Origin of the sequence: Mesorhizobium sp. SARCC-RB16n (assembly GCF_008520305.1) — a bacterium.
Classification (GTDB): domain Bacteria; phylum Pseudomonadota; class Alphaproteobacteria; order Rhizobiales; family Rhizobiaceae; genus Mesorhizobium.
This window is the reverse complement of record NZ_ML703279.1, coordinates 167,906-188,833: the sequence shown is the minus strand read 5'-3', so window position 1 is coordinate 188,833 and position 20,928 is coordinate 167,906. Positions and strand designations below refer to the sequence as shown.

Annotated in this window: 23 protein-coding genes and 1 pseudogene; 6 read left to right on the top strand and 18 right to left on the bottom strand. The window is 61.5% G+C overall.

Annotation, left to right across the window (positions count from 1 at the left end):
- Positions 1-364 precede the first annotated feature (364 nt).
- Both C7I87_RS24150 and C7I87_RS24145 read left to right on the top strand, forming a co-directional pair.
- Positions 365-523, top strand: a complete 159-nt coding sequence (locus C7I87_RS24150; protein ID WP_246696390.1) for a hypothetical protein — start codon at positions 365-367, stop codon at positions 521-523.
- A complete protein-coding gene (locus C7I87_RS24145; protein ID WP_149906545.1) occupies positions 523-984 on the top strand; it encodes a hypothetical protein in 462 nt (153 codons plus the stop codon). Before C7I87_RS24150 ends, C7I87_RS24145 begins: the two co-directional genes overlap by 1 nt.
- Before the next feature lie 22 nt (positions 985-1,006).
- Here the strand turns inward: C7I87_RS24145 and C7I87_RS24140 are convergent, their stop codons facing one another.
- On the bottom strand, positions 1,007-1,294 hold the full coding sequence (locus C7I87_RS24140; protein WP_149906544.1) for a hypothetical protein: 288 nt from the start codon (positions 1,292-1,294) through the stop codon (positions 1,007-1,009).
- Positions 1,295-2,173: 879 nt separating this feature from the next.
- Between C7I87_RS24140 and C7I87_RS24135 the strand changes: the two genes are divergently transcribed.
- From C7I87_RS24135 to hemN, 3 genes are all read left to right on the top strand, one after another.
- Entirely contained in the window at positions 2,174-2,458 is a 285-nt protein-coding gene (locus C7I87_RS24135; protein WP_149906543.1) for a hypothetical protein, read from the top strand.
- 62 nt (positions 2,459-2,520) lie between these two features.
- Positions 2,521-2,712 (top strand): hypothetical protein, encoded by a 192-nt coding sequence (locus C7I87_RS24130; RefSeq protein ID WP_149906542.1) that lies wholly within the window; start codon positions 2,521-2,523, stop codon positions 2,710-2,712.
- Positions 2,713-3,245: 533 nt separating this feature from the next.
- Entirely contained in the window at positions 3,246-4,571 is a 1,326-nt protein-coding gene (hemN, locus tag C7I87_RS24125; RefSeq protein ID WP_149906541.1) for an oxygen-independent coproporphyrinogen III oxidase, read from the top strand.
- An 850-nt stretch (positions 4,572-5,421) separates the two neighbouring features.
- Here hemN and C7I87_RS24120 read toward each other — a convergent pair.
- From C7I87_RS24120 to C7I87_RS24050, 15 genes and pseudogenes are all read right to left on the bottom strand, one after another.
- On the bottom strand, positions 5,422-6,111 hold the full coding sequence (locus C7I87_RS24120; protein WP_149906540.1) for a response regulator: 690 nt from the start codon (positions 6,109-6,111) through the stop codon (positions 5,422-5,424).
- Between the two features lie 165 nt (positions 6,112-6,276).
- Positions 6,277-6,645: a hypothetical protein gene (locus C7I87_RS24115; protein WP_149906539.1), complete on the bottom strand. Its 369-nt coding sequence runs from the start codon at positions 6,643-6,645 to the stop codon at positions 6,277-6,279.
- A complete protein-coding gene (locus C7I87_RS24110; RefSeq protein ID WP_246696389.1) occupies positions 6,642-6,908 on the bottom strand; it encodes an exopolysaccharide production repressor protein in 267 nt (88 codons plus the stop codon). Before C7I87_RS24110 ends, C7I87_RS24115 begins: the two co-directional genes overlap by 4 nt.
- A gap of 26 nt (positions 6,909-6,934) precedes the next feature.
- Positions 6,935-7,245, bottom strand: a pseudogene (locus C7I87_RS24105) (ferredoxin).
- Positions 7,246-7,979: 734 nt separating this feature from the next.
- Positions 7,980-8,576 (bottom strand): sugar O-acetyltransferase, encoded by a 597-nt coding sequence (locus tag C7I87_RS24100; protein ID WP_149906538.1) that lies wholly within the window; start codon positions 8,574-8,576, stop codon positions 7,980-7,982.
- Between the two features lie 441 nt (positions 8,577-9,017).
- Positions 9,018-10,001, bottom strand: a complete 984-nt coding sequence (locus C7I87_RS24095; protein ID WP_149906537.1) for a beta-ketoacyl-ACP synthase III — start codon at positions 9,999-10,001, stop codon at positions 9,018-9,020.
- The gene (locus tag C7I87_RS24090) at positions 9,998-11,260 is read right to left on the bottom strand and encodes an adenosylmethionine--8-amino-7-oxononanoate transaminase (RefSeq protein ID WP_149906536.1); all 1,263 of its coding nucleotides are present in this window, start codon (positions 11,258-11,260) and stop codon (positions 9,998-10,000) included. The genes C7I87_RS24095 and C7I87_RS24090 overlap by 4 nt, the downstream gene beginning before the upstream one ends.
- Positions 11,257-11,895, bottom strand: a complete 639-nt coding sequence (gene bioD / locus C7I87_RS24085; protein ID WP_149906535.1) for a dethiobiotin synthase — start codon at positions 11,893-11,895, stop codon at positions 11,257-11,259. The genes C7I87_RS24090 and bioD overlap by 4 nt, the downstream gene beginning before the upstream one ends.
- The gene (locus tag C7I87_RS24080) at positions 11,892-13,034 is read right to left on the bottom strand and encodes an 8-amino-7-oxononanoate synthase (protein ID WP_149906534.1); all 1,143 of its coding nucleotides are present in this window, start codon (positions 13,032-13,034) and stop codon (positions 11,892-11,894) included. The genes bioD and C7I87_RS24080 overlap by 4 nt, the downstream gene beginning before the upstream one ends.
- The gene (gene bioB, locus C7I87_RS24075) at positions 13,031-14,029 is read right to left on the bottom strand and encodes a biotin synthase BioB (protein ID WP_149906631.1); all 999 of its coding nucleotides are present in this window, start codon (positions 14,027-14,029) and stop codon (positions 13,031-13,033) included. Before bioB ends, C7I87_RS24080 begins: the two co-directional genes overlap by 4 nt.
- Positions 14,030-14,180: 151 nt before the next feature.
- Positions 14,181-14,522 (bottom strand): hypothetical protein, encoded by a 342-nt coding sequence (locus C7I87_RS24070; protein WP_149906533.1) that lies wholly within the window; start codon positions 14,520-14,522, stop codon positions 14,181-14,183.
- A gap of 10 nt (positions 14,523-14,532) precedes the next feature.
- Positions 14,533-15,414 carry a carboxylating nicotinate-nucleotide diphosphorylase gene (nadC, locus tag C7I87_RS24065; protein WP_149906532.1) on the bottom strand — a complete coding sequence of 294 codons (882 nt, stop codon included), beginning with the start codon at positions 15,412-15,414 and terminating at the stop codon, positions 14,533-14,535.
- On the bottom strand, positions 15,414-16,958 hold the full coding sequence (locus tag C7I87_RS24060; protein WP_149906531.1) for an L-aspartate oxidase: 1,545 nt from the start codon (positions 16,956-16,958) through the stop codon (positions 15,414-15,416). Before C7I87_RS24060 ends, nadC begins: the two co-directional genes overlap by 1 nt.
- On the bottom strand, positions 16,955-17,929 hold the full coding sequence (gene nadA / locus C7I87_RS24055) for a quinolinate synthase NadA (protein ID WP_149906530.1): 975 nt from the start codon (positions 17,927-17,929) through the stop codon (positions 16,955-16,957). The genes C7I87_RS24060 and nadA overlap by 4 nt, the downstream gene beginning before the upstream one ends.
- Before the next feature lie 64 nt (positions 17,930-17,993).
- A complete protein-coding gene (locus C7I87_RS24050) occupies positions 17,994-18,953 on the bottom strand; it encodes an NUDIX hydrolase (RefSeq protein ID WP_149906529.1) in 960 nt (319 codons plus the stop codon).
- A gap of 364 nt (positions 18,954-19,317) precedes the next feature.
- On the opposite strand from C7I87_RS24050, the gene C7I87_RS24045 reads away from it, so the two are divergent.
- Entirely contained in the window at positions 19,318-19,536 is a 219-nt protein-coding gene (locus tag C7I87_RS24045; RefSeq protein ID WP_149906528.1) for a hypothetical protein, read from the top strand.
- Positions 19,537-19,611: 75 nt separating this feature from the next.
- Here C7I87_RS24045 and C7I87_RS24040 read toward each other — a convergent pair whose 3' ends face one another.
- Complete coding sequence (locus tag C7I87_RS24040) at positions 19,612-20,109, bottom strand: RES family NAD+ phosphorylase (RefSeq protein WP_149906527.1); 498 nt, start codon at positions 20,107-20,109, stop codon at positions 19,612-19,614.
- Positions 20,110-20,112: 3 nt separating this feature from the next.
- The gene (locus tag C7I87_RS24035) at positions 20,113-20,463 is read right to left on the bottom strand and encodes an MbcA/ParS/Xre antitoxin family protein (protein ID WP_149906526.1); all 351 of its coding nucleotides are present in this window, start codon (positions 20,461-20,463) and stop codon (positions 20,113-20,115) included.
- Positions 20,464-20,928 lie beyond the last annotated feature (465 nt).

The window sequence follows — 20,928 nt, the reverse complement described above, 5'->3', positions numbered from 1 at the left end:
CTTGCCCCTCAGAGGTATCTTTCGCCGTCGCCGCGGTGCTCGAAACAGAACCAGTGCGGATCCTGCCGGGGCCGGGCAAACCCGAAGCCCGCATGCTTCGCGCACCCCGTGGACTCGCACAGGTGTCCGAGCACTCTGGCGCGCTCGCGCGGCGCTGGTGCCCTCTCTTCGGCAAGTCTGATCGGCTCGTCGCTCACCTCCACCGGGCCATTTGGCCGCCAGTGAACAAAATAAGAACTTAAGTGTCAACGGCGGGCTTGACCGGACAGGAATATGTTCCTTATTCCTGAAGGCGATCTGAGCAGGAACGGCTATGGGAAAGCGCCAGAACGCGCCGAGTGGCGAAGCTATGTCGGAATTGGAAATGGCGGCGCAGCAGGCCATCGCCGCGGCCGGCGGCGATGCCTTGGTTGCTCTGCTGAATGTTCTGGCCAGGAACGCTGAACTCGAACGCGATCTCGCGCTGTCGCGGGCGGCAGTTTCCAACGGGTTCTCTCGCGGCTGGCACAAGGCGCGATCGTGATGGCGAATACGGCAGAGGACAATTTTCGCATCGAGGTATGGGACCGAGAGGAAAAGACCCATCTCGAAACGATTTCACGCTCGCCGGACGCTGCGGTCAGTCAGGCCGCCTGGCAGGCAGCGATCCGGCGCCGGCCGGGCATGCTGCTAATTCACTACAACAGCCGCCACGTCATGGAGAAAATCATCACGCCCGGCGAAGTGAAAATACCGCCACAGACGATTATCGATGGCAGCATTCATGCCGGTCTGGACGTCTCCCTCGGGGACTTACGCGAATGGCATACGCTGCGGGCCTGGTGCAAGAATTGCTCCCATCACGCCCCGGTAAAGGCGGCCGCACTGATCAGGCGATATGGCAAGGACGCGCTATTCAGCACCGTTGAGCGGGCGCTTGTCTGCACGAGTTGCGATCGAGGCGGACCGGTCCGGCTGGAAATCCATAAACTGCCCCGGAACTAGGCTCGACGAGACACGAGCTTTCCTATTCGTCGCTGTCCTCGTCGTCGTTTCCATTATCAGATTGGCTCCGACTTGCGTTATCCGCGTGCTCTTCGACGTACGCTTGGCAGCCTTCGTTGAACGATAGGCTATCGCCGTCGCAATCCCGTTCATCGGTGATGTCTTTCCTTGCCGCCCAATCGTAGCCGGCCACGTGTCCCGAACAGTCATCCGTGCAATCGTAGCCATGGAACGTCTCTTGCGCGTTTGCTGGGGCGGTGAAGGAGCCGGCCAGCGCGAGGGCGCCTGCCGCGACAAGAATTCGGATCATCACAAAACACTCCTATCGACGCCCCGGCGGTCAGGTATTCTTTGACCTTGGCGAAGATGAGGCTGGATCCTCGGCCTCAACTCCAATCCTGCTCAGGCCTAGCGGGACGGCGACTCCAGCTTCCAACGGCGTTCAGTTCATCGATGCAGACCGGGCGGGTGCAGCGCGATTGAGAGCTCCGCCACGAAGATCGCGACATAGTTGATACGCGCGATCCGCAACTTGGCCTCAGTCGGTGCCAACAGATCATTGGTGCGGCCCATCCCCAGTAAAGGCGCTCTGGCGACATCACACCGCGCGTGGCCATGATCGGGCAGGCGTCTGCGATCAGTCGAGACAGCCTTGGCATTTGGGCTGGAAAACGGCCCGCGAGATCGTCGCTCTCGCATGTCGCCAGCAGGATTTCCTGGACGCCGCATAGGCAGTTCAGCAACGCCAGATCAGCATCACCAACATTGGCCAGATGGGCTGCGGATCGCTCTAAGCGAGCGCTGATGCATCCATCGGTCGAGTGGATTGGCAGTCGCAGTATCCTCGGGCATTTCACAGCGAGCGAAGCGGCGCTTCGCATCAAGACAAAGTTGGCTGTGAATGGTTCCGTTGACGTTTGCAGGCTGCCCTGCGGCGATGCGAAATGCCCGAGTTTTCGCGTTGTTCCGGCTGCTCTCAATTTACCTGAGTTCGGCGAGGATAGCCAGCCCGCATAGCACTTTTTGGGACGGTCGTGACGGCCTGGCAGATGTCCGAAAGTTCGGCGAGATCGCAAATTTCTTCTGGGTGTCGCCGGCGTTCTAGGCAATGCAAAGTGACCGATGCCAGGGGTGGGATCCGGCCGACGGGGACTATGGTCGGGCCTCGTGCACCCAGGCCTCCCCGCTCTTGGAAGCCCCGGCCTTTGCCGTCATATTCCCGTATATGCCAGGTAAAGATAGCCAACGCCTTTCCATCTTTGATCTCGACGCTCTGCGGGAGGCGTTCATGAGGTCTGTCCATGAAAACAATGTCACGGCTGCCGAATGGGGCGAACATGCCCAACAGTTCATTCAACAGTTAGCGGACCAAACACTCACCGAAGCGGCGGTTAGTCAGATCACCGGAGCGCCCGACGATAAACAGCCAGCTCGAAACCCATCGGTACGAAATCGGACACCGAATCTCACTTGATCTAGTAATTCCGGTGGTCCTATAAAAATCGACGTTCCCCATTGCTTCTAGGGAGGCGTGCGATGGACAACGTGGTTCCGTTCCGCAATGTGGCGGCCCGTGTCGAAGTGACGGAAGCCTGTGGCGAGTGGTTCGTGCGCGTCACCGAAGACGACCAAGAACTTACCCGAGCATTTGAACTGGAATCATTCGCGCTGTCCTATGCGGACGGCCAGCGGATCCGGCTAGGACTGCATACGATCACCCGGATATAGAAACTAACAAAGCCCCAGCGCTTGGTCCGCGCCGGCGCGTACAAGCTACCCAGCATCTCCGCTTATGAGCATGTGCTGGTTTGGTGAATAGGCTGCCTAGCCGGGGGTAGTGGCTGGCCACCTTTCGTGTCGAAACTCCGCACTTCGCCCAAGTCTGACGTACGACCAATCGGATCACCGGCACTTCCGGCTGTTCGGTCAACGGCCAGTCCTGTGTCGAGGGCTGCGAGGCCAGCCAATTCCGAAGCCGAAGCATTCTCTTGCTCGTTTGATTCCCGCTTCGACACGTGCATTGGTTCCCAATCACCGTCGATACGAGATCACGCAAAGCCGGCCGACATGCTGGGTGCATCGTGCCTGAATAGGACGATGGTCTCCTCGTGTGGCACAAGCATGTGGTTCGGGCGGCAGGCACGTTGATCGCGATGAGATGGACTTCAGATTTCCGGCTCAGGTGGACCGATTGACATAGCGCAAAGACACCGTAGAGCGAAGCGGTCAGGATAGATGCCGATCTGAGGAAAGAACGACCATTGCAGAACTCAATCCTGACAAAATATGGCGATGCTGGCCCGCCTTGGTATACCATCTATCCTGCTGTTCCGCAGTTCTCCGCAGCGGTCGGCGCGGAGGCTTATGAGGAATGGCTGAGGGGCCTGCCGGCTGACGAGCCCGTGTCACTCTACCTCCATATTCCGTTCTGCCGCTCTATGTGCTGGTATTGCGGGTTCCCCACCACCATCACCTGCCGCGATGCACCGCTCCTCGACTATCTGGCGGTTTTGCGAGAGGAGGTCCGTCTGGTCGCGCAGCAAGCGCCACAGGGACTGCCCGTGAGCGACGTGCATTTCGGCGGCGGAACCCCGACCCTCATCGGACCTGCGGAGTTCCTGGCCTTAATGGAACTCCTGCGCCATCACTTTGCCTTCAGGAAGCCGGTGATGATCGCCGTTGAGATCGACCCGCGCACCTTCACGGCCGAGATGGCCGAAGCCATAGCAGCAGCCGGCGTGACGCGGGCGAGCCTCGGCGTGCAGAGCTTCGATCCTATTGTTCAAAAAGCGATCAACCGGCTCCAGAGTGAAACGCAGACCTCAGCTGCTATCGAAAATTTACGCCGGCACGGAGTGAACCGCATCAATTTCGACCTGGTCTATGGTCTACCCAAGCAGACACTGGAGTCCTGCATCCAGACAGCGGCGGCGGCGGTCGCCATGCGCCCCGACCGGCTTGCCGTATTCGGCTACGCGCATATTCCCTCCTTTAGGAAAAACCAGCGTCTGATCGACGAGGCATCGCTGCCGGACATCGCTGCCCGCGCGGAACAGGCCGCGGCCATGGCGGAGACGCTGGTTGTCGCCGGCTACCGCCAGATCGGGCTCGACCATTTCGCCTTGCCAGACGACCAACTCACGTTGGTGCACGAAGCGGGTCACTTGCGGCGTAACTCTCTGGGTTATTCGGCCGATACTCGCAAAATCGAGATCGGCCTCGGTTCGTCGGCGATCGGACGTCTCGATGATGGTTATGTGCAGAATGAAATTGAAATCAGTACCTACAGCCGTCACATAAGGGCTGGCCGCCTGGCCACGTCAAACGGCTGCCGTCTCACCGACGAGGACCGTGTCCGAGCCGCTATCATCGAGCGGCTGATGTGCGATTTGGAAGTCGACGTGCTGGCAATCTGTGCGGCCCACGGATTTGATCCGATCCCCCTTCTCAATTCAGCGGGAAGTTTGGCGATGCTCGCCAACGACGGGATAGTGGACATCGAAAGCGGTCGTATCCGCGTCAGGCAGGAGTGCCGCTTTCTGATTCGTGCTGTAGCTGCCGCATTCGACGCCTATGTCGATCGCTAGGTCTGCTAGAACAGGCAAGCTGCGAACGGCTCGAAAGCATTACCGCTCGTTGCCGCCCACACAGACATCACTGTGGACCCGTTAAGGCCTGTGCGAGCCGATGGATACATGTTGGGTGTTGTGGCAGGCGCGGAGAGAGCGCTCATCGAATGTGATGGGATGGCTGGTGCAATGCAGACTGCAAGACTCTCGCCAGTGCGCACTCCAGCCGCAACACTTGGCGCTGAGATGCATCTGAAGAATTTCGCGGGCGACGCCGTCTTGCTCATCGGCTGACGAATCGCTCGCTGGACACAACTCGTCTCGGCGTCGAACTGCAGCCCGGGGCATAGGTAACAGGCACAGGCCCACCAGCACTCGGTCAAGCCGGATGGCGGGCTCGAGGTCTCGCAGGAGATCCAGCAGCTTAAGCGCCGGCTGTGAGCACAGATCATTGCCGCCCTCGGGCAATAGGCCACAGGCGAAGCAGAGGGCCGGATCGATGCGGGGCCCCGCGGCATCATCGGCATCTTCAAAATCGTAGGCGGCGGCGGAGCCGAGTGGTCGTCGATTTCGCACGCAAACAACTTCGCAGTCACAAACAAGAAGGGTAACGCAATCGTGGCCGCTGTCCTCAGAGGGGATCTTTTCATTTTTGTCTTCGTTGCTCGATCTGTATGGGTTGTGTCAAAAGTCGGAAACCCTGCCGGCCGGGAGAGGATCAGGAGTCGGCCACGATGCGGCTGATTGTTCGCCGGAAGAGATGATGCGTAGCGTTGGGAACTCGACGGCAACGGCGTCGACCCGATGCGCAGCGACATGTCGGTGGCCCATGTCTTGCTTGCCGGTTGCCGCGTTCAATTTCCACTGACTACCCGTCCGGCGGCTTGTCATTCAGTTCGAGGACATAGCCGATACCGCGCGCGGTCTTGATCATTAGCGTCGCACCGGCCTGGCCTAAGAGCGCACGTAACCGGTAGATTCCGACTTCAAGCGCATTGCTCGAGACTTCGTTGTCGAACGAATACAGGCTATCCACCAGGAAGGCCCGCGGCAACGTGCGGCCTGCGCGGTTGAGCAGATGCTCAAGGATGCACAGTTCACGGCGCGGGATTTTCAGCGGCTGACCAGCAACGGAAACCTGGCGGCCGATCGGATCGAATGTGAGATTGCCAAATGTAACGACGGGGTCGGTCACCTGCGTTGATCGCCGCAGAACGGCTCGTACTCGGGCTATGAGCTCATCCGTCGAGACAGGCTTAGGCAAGAAATCGTCCGCACCGCCATTGAAAATCGCGATTCGCGTATCGAGATCATCCTGGCTGCTCATCATGATAGCAGGAATCGGATGTTTCTCGCGCCTCAACTGCCTCAGCCAGTCTAACCCGTTCCCATCCGGAAGGACTAACTCGAGCAGGAGAATGTCATACCGCACGGCCCCAAATGCAAGCGACGCCTCATCGAGAGTAGGCATCACATCAACGGCGAAACCGCGGTCCAAGAGCGCTACCTGCATCACCCGGGTAAGCTTTGCATGGTGATCAACGAGTAGCATTCGCATTTCGTGTCCTATCAAGAGGGCCTAGCTGGGGAGGCGTTATTGGGCGCTGTTGATGTTGGAGCATTGCTTTGAACGGCACATGTGCGCCCTCGGCGCCCCCGTGCTGGGCATTGGCCGGCATTGCGGGGCTGGCCACCCGTTGGTGAATTTCGGGCACACGCCGCCTCATGCCGGCTTCCGCTGCGGATAGAGGATGGCTATCAGCCGCTGCAGATTGTAGCCGCAGGCTGCCAGCACGTACTTTGTTCCATTGGCGGCCAAGTTGATGAAGGGCAGGCGGCTTGCGCCTGAACTTCCCTTGGGCATGGCAAGGGGCCGCTCGATCGCCGATGCGGGTCGGGCTAAAGGTGAGCGAGCGGCGTTCGAAGTTTTCCAGCATGTTCTCTTTCCAGCGGTTATCGTCGGGCTAAAACTGCTATGCACGAGTCCTTCCAGGGGGCGTGTTCCAAAGAGAACCCGTCCTAAATTCAGCACCTCCTGCCGTCGAAAGCGCAGGCAACCCGCGCGCCGATGCAGCGAAGTCCAAACGTTCATTCCCCGTCCCCACTGAATGTAGGCGACTGGCCCCAATCTTCGTGATGGCCATCGAAATACTTAGCCTTTTGTGCAACTCTCCCAGGACAGCTTGAGCGCCAGATGAGAAAGAGCACGCTTGCGAAATAGCCGGCCTGGAGAAGCAGCGCACAACTCAGCGTCATGACGACCACCGCGCAGATGGAAAACGAGATCAGATAGACAGCTAGCGCGTTGATGGGCAGAACCACCGCCAGGGCGACGCAAAGCATTCTGAGAGACACCGACATTCTCCTACTTGTCCGTCAGATCATGCTGCGGTGTTATCGGCCGCAACATGGTTCTGGCAGTCCTTCGGACAGACGAGAGCGCAGGCTCCGCAGCCGATGCGGCAACCGGCATGGTCGACCATAATCATGCAATTGAGCGCGGCATCGAAGCCGTCCTCGTCAGCGCAGACGCCAAGGATTTCAGCCGCGTTATCGACGCCCAAATGTTGCACAACCTCGCGCGAGCAGACCTTGAGCGGCGGCCGCGACCGATGTAGGTCGCGGGATCGATAGCGGTCAGACAGCTGGGCATCCATCTGGAGCCGCCGCGGCTAGCGAACGGACTGATCATGGTCAAATTCTCCAACGTAGCGAGATCTCTCTTTGCAGCCCGCCTCGGCAAAACGTCGAACGTTTTCCCGGCGACAATCTATGCTGCGCCAGCCGACCGGGAGGTCCTCGGCAAGATCCTGCAAGTCATCATCAAGGGACGCCGAAAAATGACCACGCCTGCGATCTCAGTTCGCATCGGCTCTGTACGTTCAGATCCACGGCCTTCACTAGCCGGCGTCCCGCCTTTAAGTCCTTCTGCTCTAAGAGGACTAGCTTTCGAGAAGCTGACGAATCTCAAAGGAATCGGGTAAGCGGGAGCGCCCAAGAAAGGACCTGGGATGAATAGGATCGATCCATTTTGCGGGACGCTCTGACGAGCACCCCCGATCGGTTCTCTAACCAGCTCCCGGTTCTTGCGCCGCTCGACCTGCCATGGTGTCGGTCAAGTCAGGCGCTTCTAGCGAAACAGCGCTTAATCCGTAAAATCGATAGTTCCGATATGAAACATCCACGCTATGGATGATCAACGACGGGACTCGGAGTCCTTGATCTGAAGCCCGACAAGGCCGCCTGCGAAGGCAAAATGCTGAATTGCCTTGTGGGCAAAACCAACTCGTGAAACGCTTCCAAATAGAGGCATGAGACGGCCCAAACCCCAGCATTCCAGGTCACACGCCACCCGGCCTTTATGGCGACCACGATTCTCAGCCGTGCGGACTGACCGTGCCTGGAAATAAAGGGGCTGTGCCCACTTTAGGCGCCAGCCAACGGATGGGTTCCGCGCTCATCCGCAGAGATTTCTCGGATGACGCGACAAGGGTTACCAGCTGCAAACACTCCAGCTGGAATGTCACGTGTCACGATACTGCCTGCACCGATCACAGTGCCTGACCCTATGGTCACGCCAGGCAGGATAATTGCCCCGGCCCCGACCCAAACGTCTGATCCAATCTCAACCGGCTTTCCGTACAGCTGCTTTCTGCGAAGGGCAGCATCAAGCGGATGCATCGGCGTCAGGATTTGGACGCCTGGACCAAAAAGCGCAAAGTCACCTATACGAACCCGGCAAGCATCGAGGACTATGCAGTTAAAATTGAAAAATACCTGCGCCCCTAACTCTATGTTTGAACCATAATCGCAGAAAAAAGGTGGCTGTATGTAAACCGTATCCCCACCTTTCGCAAAAATGTCTCTGCAAATATTACGGCGCAGGTGTTCGTCTTCCGCCTTCGACGAATTTAAACTTTGACATAGGTCCCTTACCTTGCTTCGCTGTGAAACGAGATAAGGATCGAGGACGTCATAAGACTCCCCTGCCAGCATTTTGTCAGTTTCGGTGCGAGGGTCCATTTTTGCGATCCCAATTTGTAGATGATATTCGCCTATTAATTCTCGATCTCCTCCTGGCAGACAAGGCAAGCACTGGCTAGCTTCTCCCTAAACAGACGGCGATAATTCGAGACTTAACAGCCGCATTTGGCGCTTCCACCAGCCTCGCGGATTTCGACACCAAGGCAGTGTTAGCGCTCCTGTATCGACAACGATTCTGTCCCACATGACTCCCCTAAGCTCGCAAGGGCGACAGCAACTCTGGACTGGCGCCCATCCTATCGTAGAGGACCCGAATTGTCGTGCATCAGACGAGAACTGCTGAATATCGGAGACTGTACAGCTGATGTGCGCCAGCCGCTTCGTTGGCGCGCTTGAACCTACGCTTTTGGCACAGCATCGTTGACTGTCAGCCCTCGGCGGGGATCGGCTGTTCAGCAATGTGCCAGTGGCCGGCCCGAGCTAAACGCCGACCACCAATGCCCCACCGGCAAGGCCGGCTCCGGCGGCCGCCACCAGCACTTTCTCGCCCGGCTGAATGGGTTTGGCGCGGTGCGCGATTGACAGCGACAGCGGGATCGTCGCGGCCGACGAGTTCCCATGGTCGGCGATGGTTTTGACGAAGCGCTCATCCTCGATGCCGAGCGCCTTGCCGACCGCGTCGAAGATGCGGGCGTTTGCCTGGTGCGGCACAAAGCGGTGGACATCCGGCGCCGAGAGGCCGGCTGCCACCAGCGCCACCCTGGAGCAGCGGCTCATCATCTCGACGGCCTTGACGAAGACCTCTCGGCCATTCGCGATGGTCATGCGGGTTTCGGCGATGTCGATCTCGTCGGAGAAGGGACGATTGCTGCCGCCCGCCGGGATATGGATCAGGCCATAAGCGGACCCGTCCGAGGCTAGCGAGGCACCGAGTATGCCGTGGCCGGGATCGGCGGACGGAGCAAGCACCACCGCGCCAGCGGCGTCGGCGAACAGCACGGCGCTCGCCCGCTCGGCCGGATTGATCCTGCGGCTCAATATGTTGGCGGCAATGACGATGGCTGGCCTGTTGTGCAGGCGCACGAAGCCGTCTGCAAATGTCATGGCGTAGATGAAACCCGCGCAGGCACCGGCAAGGTCGACCGCGCCGGCATTTTCGAGGCCGAGCTTGTGCGCCACCAGCGGCGCACTCGGCGGCAGCAGATGATCAGGCGTCGACGTGGCGAGCAGAAGCAGGCCGATCTCCTTACGATCAATGCCGGCTGCGCTGAGCGCCATGTCGCCTGCTTGTATCGCCAAGCCAGAAAGCGTGTCCCCGGGCTCCACCCAAAAACGCGATCGGATTCCGGTGCGGCCCTCGATCCAGCCTGCTTCCAGCCCGAGGCTCGCCTCGATCTCGGCATTGCAAACCTTGCGCGCCGGGACGTGATGGCCAAGGCCGATGATGCGCGCCGTGCGGTTCATCGGATGTCGCTCGCAAGACCGGCTGCCTCGTCGATAGCATCGTAAAGCCGGTCGAGTTCGCCCGATGTCACGCAATAAGGCGGCAGCACGTAGATGACATTGCCGAGCGGTCTTACCAGCAACCCGCGCTCGAGGAAGAAGGCGCGCAGCCTTGGGCCGACCTCGGCGAGATAGCCGGCATTGCCGACGCGGAGGTCGAGCGCAGCGACGGTGCCGGTCGTGCGCACATTCTCGAAACGCGGATCTCCGCTGAATCGCGCAATTTTTTCCGCCTGCATCTTCGATAGGAGAGCCACGCGCTTCGCCACAGGCTCGTCGTTCCAGATGCCGACATTTGCCAGTGCTGCCGCGCAAGCGATCGGGTTCGCCGTGTAGGAGCTCGAATGGAAGAAGGTTTTTTTCCGGTCCCTGGAATAATGCGCGCGAAAAATTGCATCGGTGGCAAGCGTCGCCGCAAGCGGCAGCGAGCCGCCGGTCAGCCCCTTGGAGGTGCACAAAATGTCGGGGGCGATCCCTGCCTGCTCGCAGGCGAACATGGTACCCGTGCGACCCCAGCCGGTCATGACCTCGTCGGCGATGAACAGCGTGCCCGAGCGCTCGGCGATGCGCTTGAGTTCGGTGAGAACCCAGGCAGGATACATCAGCATGCCGCCCGCGCCGAGCACCAACGGCTCGACGATCAGCGCCGCAGCCTTGTACTCGCGCGCCAGTCGTTCGAACGCATCGAGCGTTTTCTGTTCGTGGCCAATGGCGGGGAAGGGGATGATGTCGACCTCGAACAGCAAGGGCTCGTAGGCGGCGTTGAAGACACCACGAGCGCCGACGCTCATCGTGCCGATGGTGTCACCGTGATAGCTGTCCTCGACGACAACGATGCGCGAGCGTGGGAAGCCATTGTTGCGGTGAAAGCCGAGCGCCATTTTCAGCGCAACCTCGACGCTGGTCGATCCGCTGTCGGAATAAAACACCCAGTCGAGGCCCGCCGGCGTCATGTCGACCAGCACCTCGGCCAATTGCTCGGCCGGATCGTGGCTGAGACCGGCGAAGATCACCTGGTCGAGTGTTTCGGTTGCCTCCCGGATCGCCTCCATGATCTTCGGGTGACGATGGCCGTGCGTGATAACCCACCACGACGAGATCGCATCGAGTATGCGCTTTCCGTCGCAGGTCTCGACATAGGCGCCCTCGGTGCGAACGATCGTCGGCGGCACCGGCTCGGTGGCATGTTGGGTGAAAGGATGCCAGACAGCGGAGCTCATGACTGGACCTTCATGAAGTCGGCGGCGCTGAATGAGGTCTGCATGGCGGCGGACAGCGTGCTGGGCGTCAGGGATTCCAGACGCGGCAGACGGCCAAGCACGCGAACCTTGCCCATATCGGTGATCGTTTTTTGCGTATCGACCACCCTGTCGCCGATGAACACCACGCCGAGCAGCGGTATGGAGCGGCTGCGCAGAGCCTCGATCGAGAGGAGCGTGTGATTGATGGTGCCGAGTGTGGTGCGGGCGCAGAGCACCACCGGCGCGTTCCATCGCGCGAAGACGTCGATATAGAACGCGCGGCTGTTGAGCGGCACCAAAAGTCCGCCGGCGCCTTCGACAACGAGCGGCCGGCTGGTCGTTGGCAGGACAAGCGCCTGTGCATCGATCTCCACGCCATCCAACTTGGCGGCAAGATGTGGCGACAGCGGCTGGCGCAGGCGCCAGGCCTCGGGCAGCACACGATCCGCAGGCAATCCGGCGAGCAGGGAGACAATTTCGCTGTCGGTTTCTTCGCAGGTGCCCGATTGCACCGGCTTCCAGTAGATACCGTCGATCAGGCCGGTCAGCCCGGCCGCGAACACCGTCTTGCCGACGCCGGTGTCGGTGCCGGTGACAATGATCTGCACTGTCACGGCGCGTACTCCCATTCTTCAGCAAGCGCGTCAAACAGCGCCGAGACATTGGCCTCGTCCACATTCAGCGTCAGCGAAATTCTTAAGCGGGCCGTCCCCTCGGGCACGGTTGGCGGACGGATACCCCGCACGTCGAACCCGCGCACCTGCAACTTCTGCGCCAACGCCATGGCGTTTGCATTGTCGCCAACGATGATCGGCAGGATCTGTGAACCGCTGGCAGGCAGGCCCAGCGCCTTAGCCCGCTTGGTGGCAAGCGCGACCAGGGTGGCCAGCCGCTCACGGCGCTCCGGCTCATCCGCAACAATGTCGAGGGCTGTCGCTGCAGCCACTGCCATCAGCGGCGAGGGCGCGGTAGCGTAGATGAAGGGACGGCAGCGGTTGACGAGATAGTCGCACAGCACTGCGGGCGCGGTAACCAGGGCCCCAGATACGCCGAGCGCCTTGCCGCAGGTGTGCAGCACCACGACATTGTCGCGGCCTTCAAGAGCGTGCGCGAGTCCGCGCCCGTCCAGACCATGGACGCCGGTGGCATGCGCTTCGTCCACGAACAGGAAGGCCTCGTGACGATCCGCGACCGCGATCAGTTCACCGAGCGGAGCCCGGTCGCCGTCCATGCTGTAGAGGCTTTCGACCACGATCCAGGCACGGCCGGTGCCGCCCCTGGCTCGCCAGGCGACAATGGCATCGTCGACGGCGCCCGCATCATTGTGCGCGGCCTCCACGACATCAGCGCGGCCGGCTCTCGCGCCCTCATGCGCGCTGGCATGGATGAGTTCGTCCAGCACGATCAGATGGCCCTTCTGCGGCAAGGTCGTGAGCACCGCGAAATTGGCGACATAGCCACCGCCGAAAAACAGTGCGCGCTCGGCGCCGAAGAACGTGGCCGCCTTGGCTTCGAGCGCCTCATGTTCGGGATCGTTGCCGCGCAACAGCCGCGAGCCGGTGGCCCCCACAGGCGTGCCGGCTGCGAGTGCCGCTGAGACCGCCTGCGCCATACGCGGCGAGCCCGCGAGACCGAGATAGTCGTTGGAGGCGAAGTCGAACCCTGAGCGGGCGCTCAAGGTGCGCAACCGATCCTTGCGGGCCAGCCCGCTCAAGGTCGCCTGATAGCGGCCAAGCAACGCTTTGCCATTCACTGGGCCTCGGGCTCCATCGGCTTAATGCCGAGGCGGCGTAACAAGGCGCTGTCCTTGTCCTCTCCGGGGTTCTCGGCGGTCAGCAAAATGTCGCCGACGAAGATGGAGTTGGCGCCGGCAAAGAAGCACAGCGCCTGCATCTCGTCGCTCATCGCCGTGCGGCCGGCCGACAGCCGCACATGCGATTTCGGCATCATGATGCGGGCGAGCGCGATGGCGCGCACGAATTCGATCGGCTCGATGGCTTCGGCCTCGCCGAGCGGCGTGCCCTCGATGGGGATCAGCATGTTGATCGGCACGCTGTCGGGCGGCTCCGGCAGGTTGGCGAGCGTCACCAGCATGTCGATGCGGTCGGCCTTTTCCTCGCCCATGCCAACGATGCCGCCGCAGCAGACCTTGATGCCGCTGTCGCGGACGTGGCCAAGCGTTTCCAGCCGGTCGGCAAAGGTCCGTGTCGAGATGACCTCGCTGTAGTAGCGCTCTGAGGTGTCGATGTTGTGGTTGTAATAGTCGAGGCCGGCCTGCTTGAGCCGCTGTGCCTGATCGAATTCGAGCATGCCGAGCGTCATGCAGGTCTCCATGCCGAGCGCCTTCACCCCCTCGACCATGGCGACAACCGCGTCCATGTCGCGCTCCTTGGGGCTGCGCCAGGCGGCTCCCATGCAGTAGCGCGTCGCGCCTGCATCTCGCGCCGTCCTGGCCTCGGCGATGACGCGTTGAACCTCCATCAGCTTCGAGGCCTTCAGGCCGGACTGGTGATGCGAGGACTGACTGCAATAGCCGCAATCCTCGGGGCAGCCGCCGGTTTTGATCGAGAGCAGACGCGACAGCTGCACGCGATTGGGATCGAAATTCTCGCGATGAACCGTCTGGGCGCGGAACAGCAGGTCGTTGAAGGGCAGGTCGTGCACAGCCTCGGCTTCCGCGCGCGTCCAGGGCGGAAGCCCCCAACCGATTGGGTCTGGGGTGAGATTCGGGCTGAGTTCGGGGTGCATATCGACCTTGTTTTCCAATATCATCTGTCCTTAAAGATCGGGAGCGTTGTAGGGGCTGCTAAGAAAAGGCGCATTGCCCAGCGAGAAGTCCTTATATGGTCATGCGATTCTGGCTTTACTCAAGCGGGAGTCCCAGCCGCTGCCCGTAGCCTCAACTCACGTCGTCAGTGCGGATCGCTGGATCCACTGTTTCGCTCTGAGTACACGAACGCTCCCTTCTGATCGCGTCGCACGATTCGGTGAAGGCGACATCCAGCAGGTAACCGAGAGGTTCCAGCCCGTAAGAGGCAGTCATCTGGCGTAGCTCGTCGAGCCGACAGATGATGAAGCCAAGTGCTTCGATGCGGTCATTTGTTTGTCGGGTCGCCTCACCGCTTGTATCGTATTGCTCTTCAGCACACCGGCTTTCGTCCGCAATCGGTGAAGCTGCAACTGGAGCCGGACAGGCGCAGCTTTGCCTGCGGCCGAAGGAGTTCCTGCGATCCCGGTTCATGACCTCTCTCTTAGTTCAAATGCCTGTTGCAGTTTCGGTCGGCCGGCATGTCGAGGCCAATGTCGAGGATGGGGGCGCTGTGGGTGAGCCAGCCGACCGAGATGAGATCGACGCCGGTCGCCGCGATGGCCGCGACGCTCGCGCGTGTTACGCGACCCGAGGCTTCAGTCAACGCGCGGCCGCCGACCATCGCCACAGCCTGGGCAAGGTTCTCGACAGACATGTTGTCGAGAAGCACGGCGTCGACTCCGACCTGTAGTGCCATCTCGAGCTGTTCGAGCGTGTCGACCTCGACCTCGATCTTGACCATGTGGCCAACCGCGCCGCGCGCCCGCTCGATTGCGGTGCGGATGTCGCCGGCAAGGGCGATATGGTTGTCCTTGATGAGCACGGCGTCGTCGAGCGCGAAACGGTGATTGGCGCCGCCGCCGGCGCGCACGGCGTATTTTTCCAGCGCGCGCAAGCCCGGTGTGGTCTTTCGCGTGCACACGATCTTTGCGTTATGGCCGCGCACCGCGTGGACAAGCGCGGCGGTGGCCGTTGCGATACCGCTCAGCTTGCACAAAAAATTGAGTGCGGTCCGCTCTGCTGTCAGCAGGCTGCGCGCCGGCCCGTTTACGATGGCGATAGTTTCGCCGGCCGAAACCTTGCCACCCTCGGGACACCGCAACTGCATGTTGATTCCAGGATCCACCAGCAGGAAGGCAAACATCACCAGATCGAGCCCGGCAACGACACCGCCTTGCCGCGCGTTCAACGCAAACGTCGCCTTGCAGCCGGCCGGGATGATCGCGTCGCTCGTTAGGTCCCCGGCTCTGCCCAGATCTTCCAGAAGGGCATTGCGGACGATCGGCTCCATTATGATCTGCGGAAGCGGTGCAAGTGAATTCATTACCAGGAGCTCCGTTCGGAGGCTTGCCAGCTGAGCGCGACGGCATTCTCAAAGGCTGTGCACAGCGTCAGCCGCGAGGGCAGGGCGTTGGCATCGCGCCCGGGAAAATCGGATCGGTAGTGCGAGCCGCGGCTCTCCTCGCGCCGTAGTGCCGCGATCGCGATCAACAGCGCCACCAGCGCCGCGTCGGCGGCCATCGTCTCGCCAACAGCGATCGGTAGCAGTTTCGCGATTGCATCGCGCAGCGCCTTGCCATTGCGGACAATGCCGAGCGCATTGGAGACCACTTGGCGTATTGATGAGGGGTCGGGTCGCAGTGGAAGCATGGCGGGAAGCCTGGGCCACTGCCAGCCGGCGCAAGTGCCGGCCACGCTTTGCGCCACCCAGGCTGCTGTTGTAACGGCTTCGGCCAGCGAGTTGCTGGCGAGCCGGTTGGCCCCGTGCAGCCCGGTGCAAGCAACCTCGCCGCAGCCCCACAGGCCGGATACGGAACTGCGTCCCTCGGCGTCGACGGCGACGCCGCCCATGTGATAGTGGGCCGCGGGACGCACGGGCATTGGCTCAACGGCCGGATCGATGCCAGCCTGCTTGCAAGCGGCATCGATTCCCGGGAAACGTTTTGCGAATTTTGGCCCGAGGCATTGCCGGGCGTCGAGATAAACACAATGTCCGGCGGCGAGCTGATCAGAGATCGCGCGCGCCACCACATCACGCGATGCAAGCTCGCCGCCAGGCATGTCGGCAAGGATGCGATGACCGTGCTCATCGACCAGCACCGCGCCTTCCCCACGCACCGCTTCGCTCACAAGCGGCATCGGCCGGCGCGAAGTATCGAGGGCCGTCGGGTGGAACTGCACGAATTCGAGATCGGCGAACTCCGCGCCGGCGCAGGCGGCCAGTGCCAGGCCGTGCCCGAAGGAGGAAAGCGGGTTGGTGGTGTCATGAAAGAGGCCGCCGATACCGCCGGTCGCCAGCACCACGCGGCGCGTGGGCAATGCGAAGACCCCGTTGTGCAAAACAACCAGCACGCCGACGATGCTGCCCTCCGCGACCACCAGGCGATGGGCCGCCATGCCTTCCATGAGGGTGATCGAGCGTGTCCGCCGCGCCACGGCGAGCAGCGCGCGGAACAGCTCGCGACCGGTGGCATCGCCGGCGGCGTGCACGATCCGGCGTCGCGAATGCGCCGCCTCCAGGCCGAGCCGCAGCTTCCCGTCCAAGTCGCGGTCGAAGGGAGCACCCAGACGGACAAGGTGGTCAACGGCCGAGGGTAGGGCTCCGACCACTCGCCTTGCTATTGCCTCATTGCAAAGCCCATCGCCGGCGGCAAGTGTATCGGCAAGGTGCAGTGCTGTGCTGTCGTCCTCGCCGAGGCTGGCTGCGAGCCCGCCCTGTGCGAGCGTGCTCGAGGCATCGGTTCCAAGTGGCGTCCTGGAGAGAACGATGACCGGCTCCGGCGCCAGATGCAGCGCCGTCATCAGGCCGGCAATGCCGGCGCCGACAATGACCGGCGCCCCGCGAATGTCGTGGATATCAGGCGTCATACGAAGAGCATGCGCTCGACGGCCCAGCGAGCCCGCTCGGCGACACGCGGATCGATCGTGACGATGTGACGGGTCTCCTCAAGCGCGGTCCGAATATTGGCGAGCGTTATTCGCTTCATGTGTGGGCAGAGATTGCAGGGGCGCACGAACTCCACCTCCGGATGCTCGACCGCTACGTTGTCGCTCATCGAGCATTCCGTCATCAACACCACACGCGCCGGCTTGTGTCGTCCAACATAGTCCGACATTGCCGCCGTCGAGCCGGCGAAATCGGCTACGGTGACGACCTCCGGCGGACATTCGGGATGGGCAAGCACGGTGACGCCCGGATGCGCTTCGCGCAGCTCGCGGATGTCGGCCGCCGTGAAGCGCTCATGCACTTCGCAGCGTCCCTTCCAAGCGATGATCTCGACCTTGGTTTGCGCCGCGATGTTCTTCGCCAGATATTCGTCGGGAAGCATGATGACGCGTGGCACGCCGAGCGACTTCACCACTGCCAGCGCATTGCCGGAGGTGCAGCAGATGTCGGACTCGGCCTTTACGGCCGCGGAGGTGTTGACGTAGGTGATGACCGGCACCCCGGGATAGCGCTGCCGCATGAGACGCACGTCTTCGGCCGTGATCGAATCGGCCAGTGAACAGCCGGCGGCAAGGTCCGGAATGAGCACGGTCTTGTCTGGATTGAGAAGCTTCGCCGTTTCCGCCATGAAATGCACGCCGGCCAGCACGATCACATCAGCGTCGACCGACATTGCTTTACGGGCGAGCGCCAGGCTGTCGCCGACGATGTCGGCCACGCAATGAAAGATTTCGGGGGTCTGGTAGTTGTGGGCCAGGATCACAGCATTGCGCTGGCGCTTCAGCGCCAGGATAGCATCGATGTCATCGGCAAAGGCCGGCCATTCGATTGGCGGGATCACGCGCCGGACGCGCTCATACAGGGACGCGGCCGTGGGTAACGCGCCGATCATCTGCGCCTCCGCTTGTACTCAGGCTGAAAATAAGCGGCATATATCTACGCCGACTATAACCCTGTCAAGGGCGCGCCAGCGGCAATTTTGTCCCGGCCATGGCGCCTTCATTGAGGACGGCATGGCGGAAACGATACAGTTTCGCCGGCCGACCGCCCGTATCGACTGACGTCTCGCCAGTCTCTTCCACCAGTTCTTGCTGCTCGATCAGCCGGCGGAAGTTTGGTTTGTTGATGAGCCGGCCTGCCAGCGCCTCGACCGTCCGTTGCAGTTGCAGCAGCGTGAAAACCGGGGGCATGAGCTCGAACACGACGGGCCGGTATTTGATCTTGGAGCGCAAGCGCGCAATGCCTGTCGCCAGGATGCGGCGATGGTCAGCGACCATTGGGCGACCTGGAACCGAAGCGAGCTCGGTCGAACGGCGATCGCGCGTCGCCTCTTCCACAATGCCCGCTTCAAAGAGCAACTCATAGCGCTGCAGCGCCAGCTCTTCATTCCATGCCCGTTCATCTAAGCCAAAGGCAACCGCTGCTCGCCGTTGGCGCTCGAGGCGCGTCGCGGTGTCGGCCGCACCGTCGGCCCACTCCATCAGGCGCGGGCGTAAGACCTCTCGTATGATCGGCGGAGTTCCGGAGCGGTGGTCCTCCCACGGGAAATAGTCGTACCAGCTTCCCCAGCAGCGCCTGGTCGCCCCGGTCACCTCTTCTTCCCGGGTAAGCGCGAGATAGCTGATCGAAATCACGCGCTCGGCGCCGATCCGATCGCGATCGGCGAAAGTGTAGAGCTGCTCGATGTAGCCTAGCGAATGGCCTGTCTGTTGTTCGACCCAGTCCCTCAGGCCCGACTGAAGCGAACGATGAGCGAGTTCGAACGGGCCCGACGGCAGCGCGGCTTCCTGCTCGACGGTAAGGACGCAAGGGCCGCTATTGTTCACCGCGGCGACGACCGCGATCAGGTCAGCCTTGACGTCGCTAGCCTTGCGTCCGGTTTTGCTTTTCTTGATCCCTTTTGGCTGTTCGCCCATATTCCCGGATTCTTTGGAGCCGCTAATTTAGCAGCCTATAATCGATTTAATGACAGCTTCTACCAGTGGCATCGACGCGTCAACACCGCAGCTATTCGCCCTTTTTAGCTCTTCGCACCTGAACAAAAATATGCCATGCGCGACATGCAGAGTGGGTAACGCGAGGGAAGCGTGGCCATGGGCGCGACCGCGAACCCGACGCCCAAATCAGTCCCGCAGAATGGTTCAATCGCATCGGCGTGTTCCGGAATTAGAACATGCAGGAACACTTAGCCAGCATCGAGCGCAGGTAAGCGACTAGCCTTTCGATGGCGACCTGCAATTTGCCGCCGAGCGCTGCAGCCAGGACGACCGCTACATCACCATGCTGTTGCGCATCGGCGTGGGGCCGGAGGTCGAGCTGCCCACGACACCGGTCGGCGGCATCGCCCCGGCGCGAGCACTTTTCGACGGCGAAAAGGAAACCATTGCCTGCGGCTCGACGATAGTCGCAAGCGTCTCCTGTCGTATCTTCCGCGCGTCGGCGAAGCCTTTCCTTCGAGGCGGAGTTGAGAACGAAGCTGGAGCAATTGGCGAGGATTGACACGGAGTCGCCAGAGATGTCGATGCATCTCGCGACAAACCCCAAAGCGGTCGGATCGCGGCCTGAACGGCTTTTCTATCTCGACAGGCGATCCTCGTCGTCGATCAGGCTGAGGCGGTGCGGGGCCGCATCCCCCCATTTCCAGAGCACGAGGTTCAGGTCCTGCCTGGTTGCGCCGGGTGCGAAGCTGCGGACAAGCAGGCCGTTGCACCCCTTGTCCATTAGGCGGCGGGCAAAGGCCTGCGTCCGCGCTTCTCCGGTTGCTTTCATCTGGTCACGCCACGTGCCGTCGGCGAGCGCGGCCGCATCCATATCCTGTGCCGACAAAGCCTCTGCGTCGCGGCCGTCGAAGACATCATCGATTTGTGCGTCGTAGGAGACGAGCGTCGTCGGCTGGAGATTGCCGACCTGGTTTGCTTCGCGTAGCGCTGTCATCACCGACAATGACGCATAGAGCGCCGGCACACCCTTCGGATTGAATCGTCCACCGTAGAGTTCAGCGCCACGGCCCGACAGCGGCTCTCGCGCATAAATGGGATTCAACGCCCGATAGAGCTTTCCACGATAAAGCACCGGTCAGGCGTGCACGCCGGCGTCGACCGCGTCGACATAGTCCAGCACGTCATCGGCACGACCGCCACGCACCAGCTGCATAGCCGTCTGGCCGGAGAAGCCCGGTAGCGGCTCCGAACGATACCAGGCATAGGCCATCAACTGCGAACCGAAGCGCGGCTCGACCTTGTTGATCACCTCGACCATCTCGCGCAGCCGACGCTGGGTCTTGTCCGACCGAATGCGGTCCTTGCGCTGGACCGCGTCTCTCCCGAGCCCCGCGGTGCGCGCGACTTCCTCGCTGGTGGTACGGAACGCCTGCGCGATCTTGTGCGGCGCGAAGAGGCCATTATCGGAATACTGGACGAGACCCATTGCTTTCTCCTGCCGTTTATCTTGGCGCTATATAGCGTCGGCCAACGTGGCAATCAATGGGAATAGCAATGGAAATGGAAGGAGAGGAGGAGGGGAAAAACCGGTCACCGATCGACCGAACCGGTGGCCCCGGCGCTCAACCGCAGCCTGCGCGATCCCGGCCACGGCGTCTCCCGCTCGGCTGGAAGCCACGCTAATTTAGTCCGACCGGACAGGGGGATGCTCGCCCGGTTACATCGGCCCGTTCGCTCCCTCGGCCGGGAGGGGCCTTCGAGAAGAAGAGGAGCCGCCAACGGTGTGGTCCGCAACCTAGAACTGGAGAACCTCCCGTGAAGCTCATTATGGTGAACCCGCGCGCTGAGGCCGAATCCCGATCCGCTGCGTCGCACGAGGCGACGCCGCAGGCCGATGCGCCTCTGCCTCCGACGATCAGGGCAGCCGGCATCGTGGAGCCACCTGTCTGCC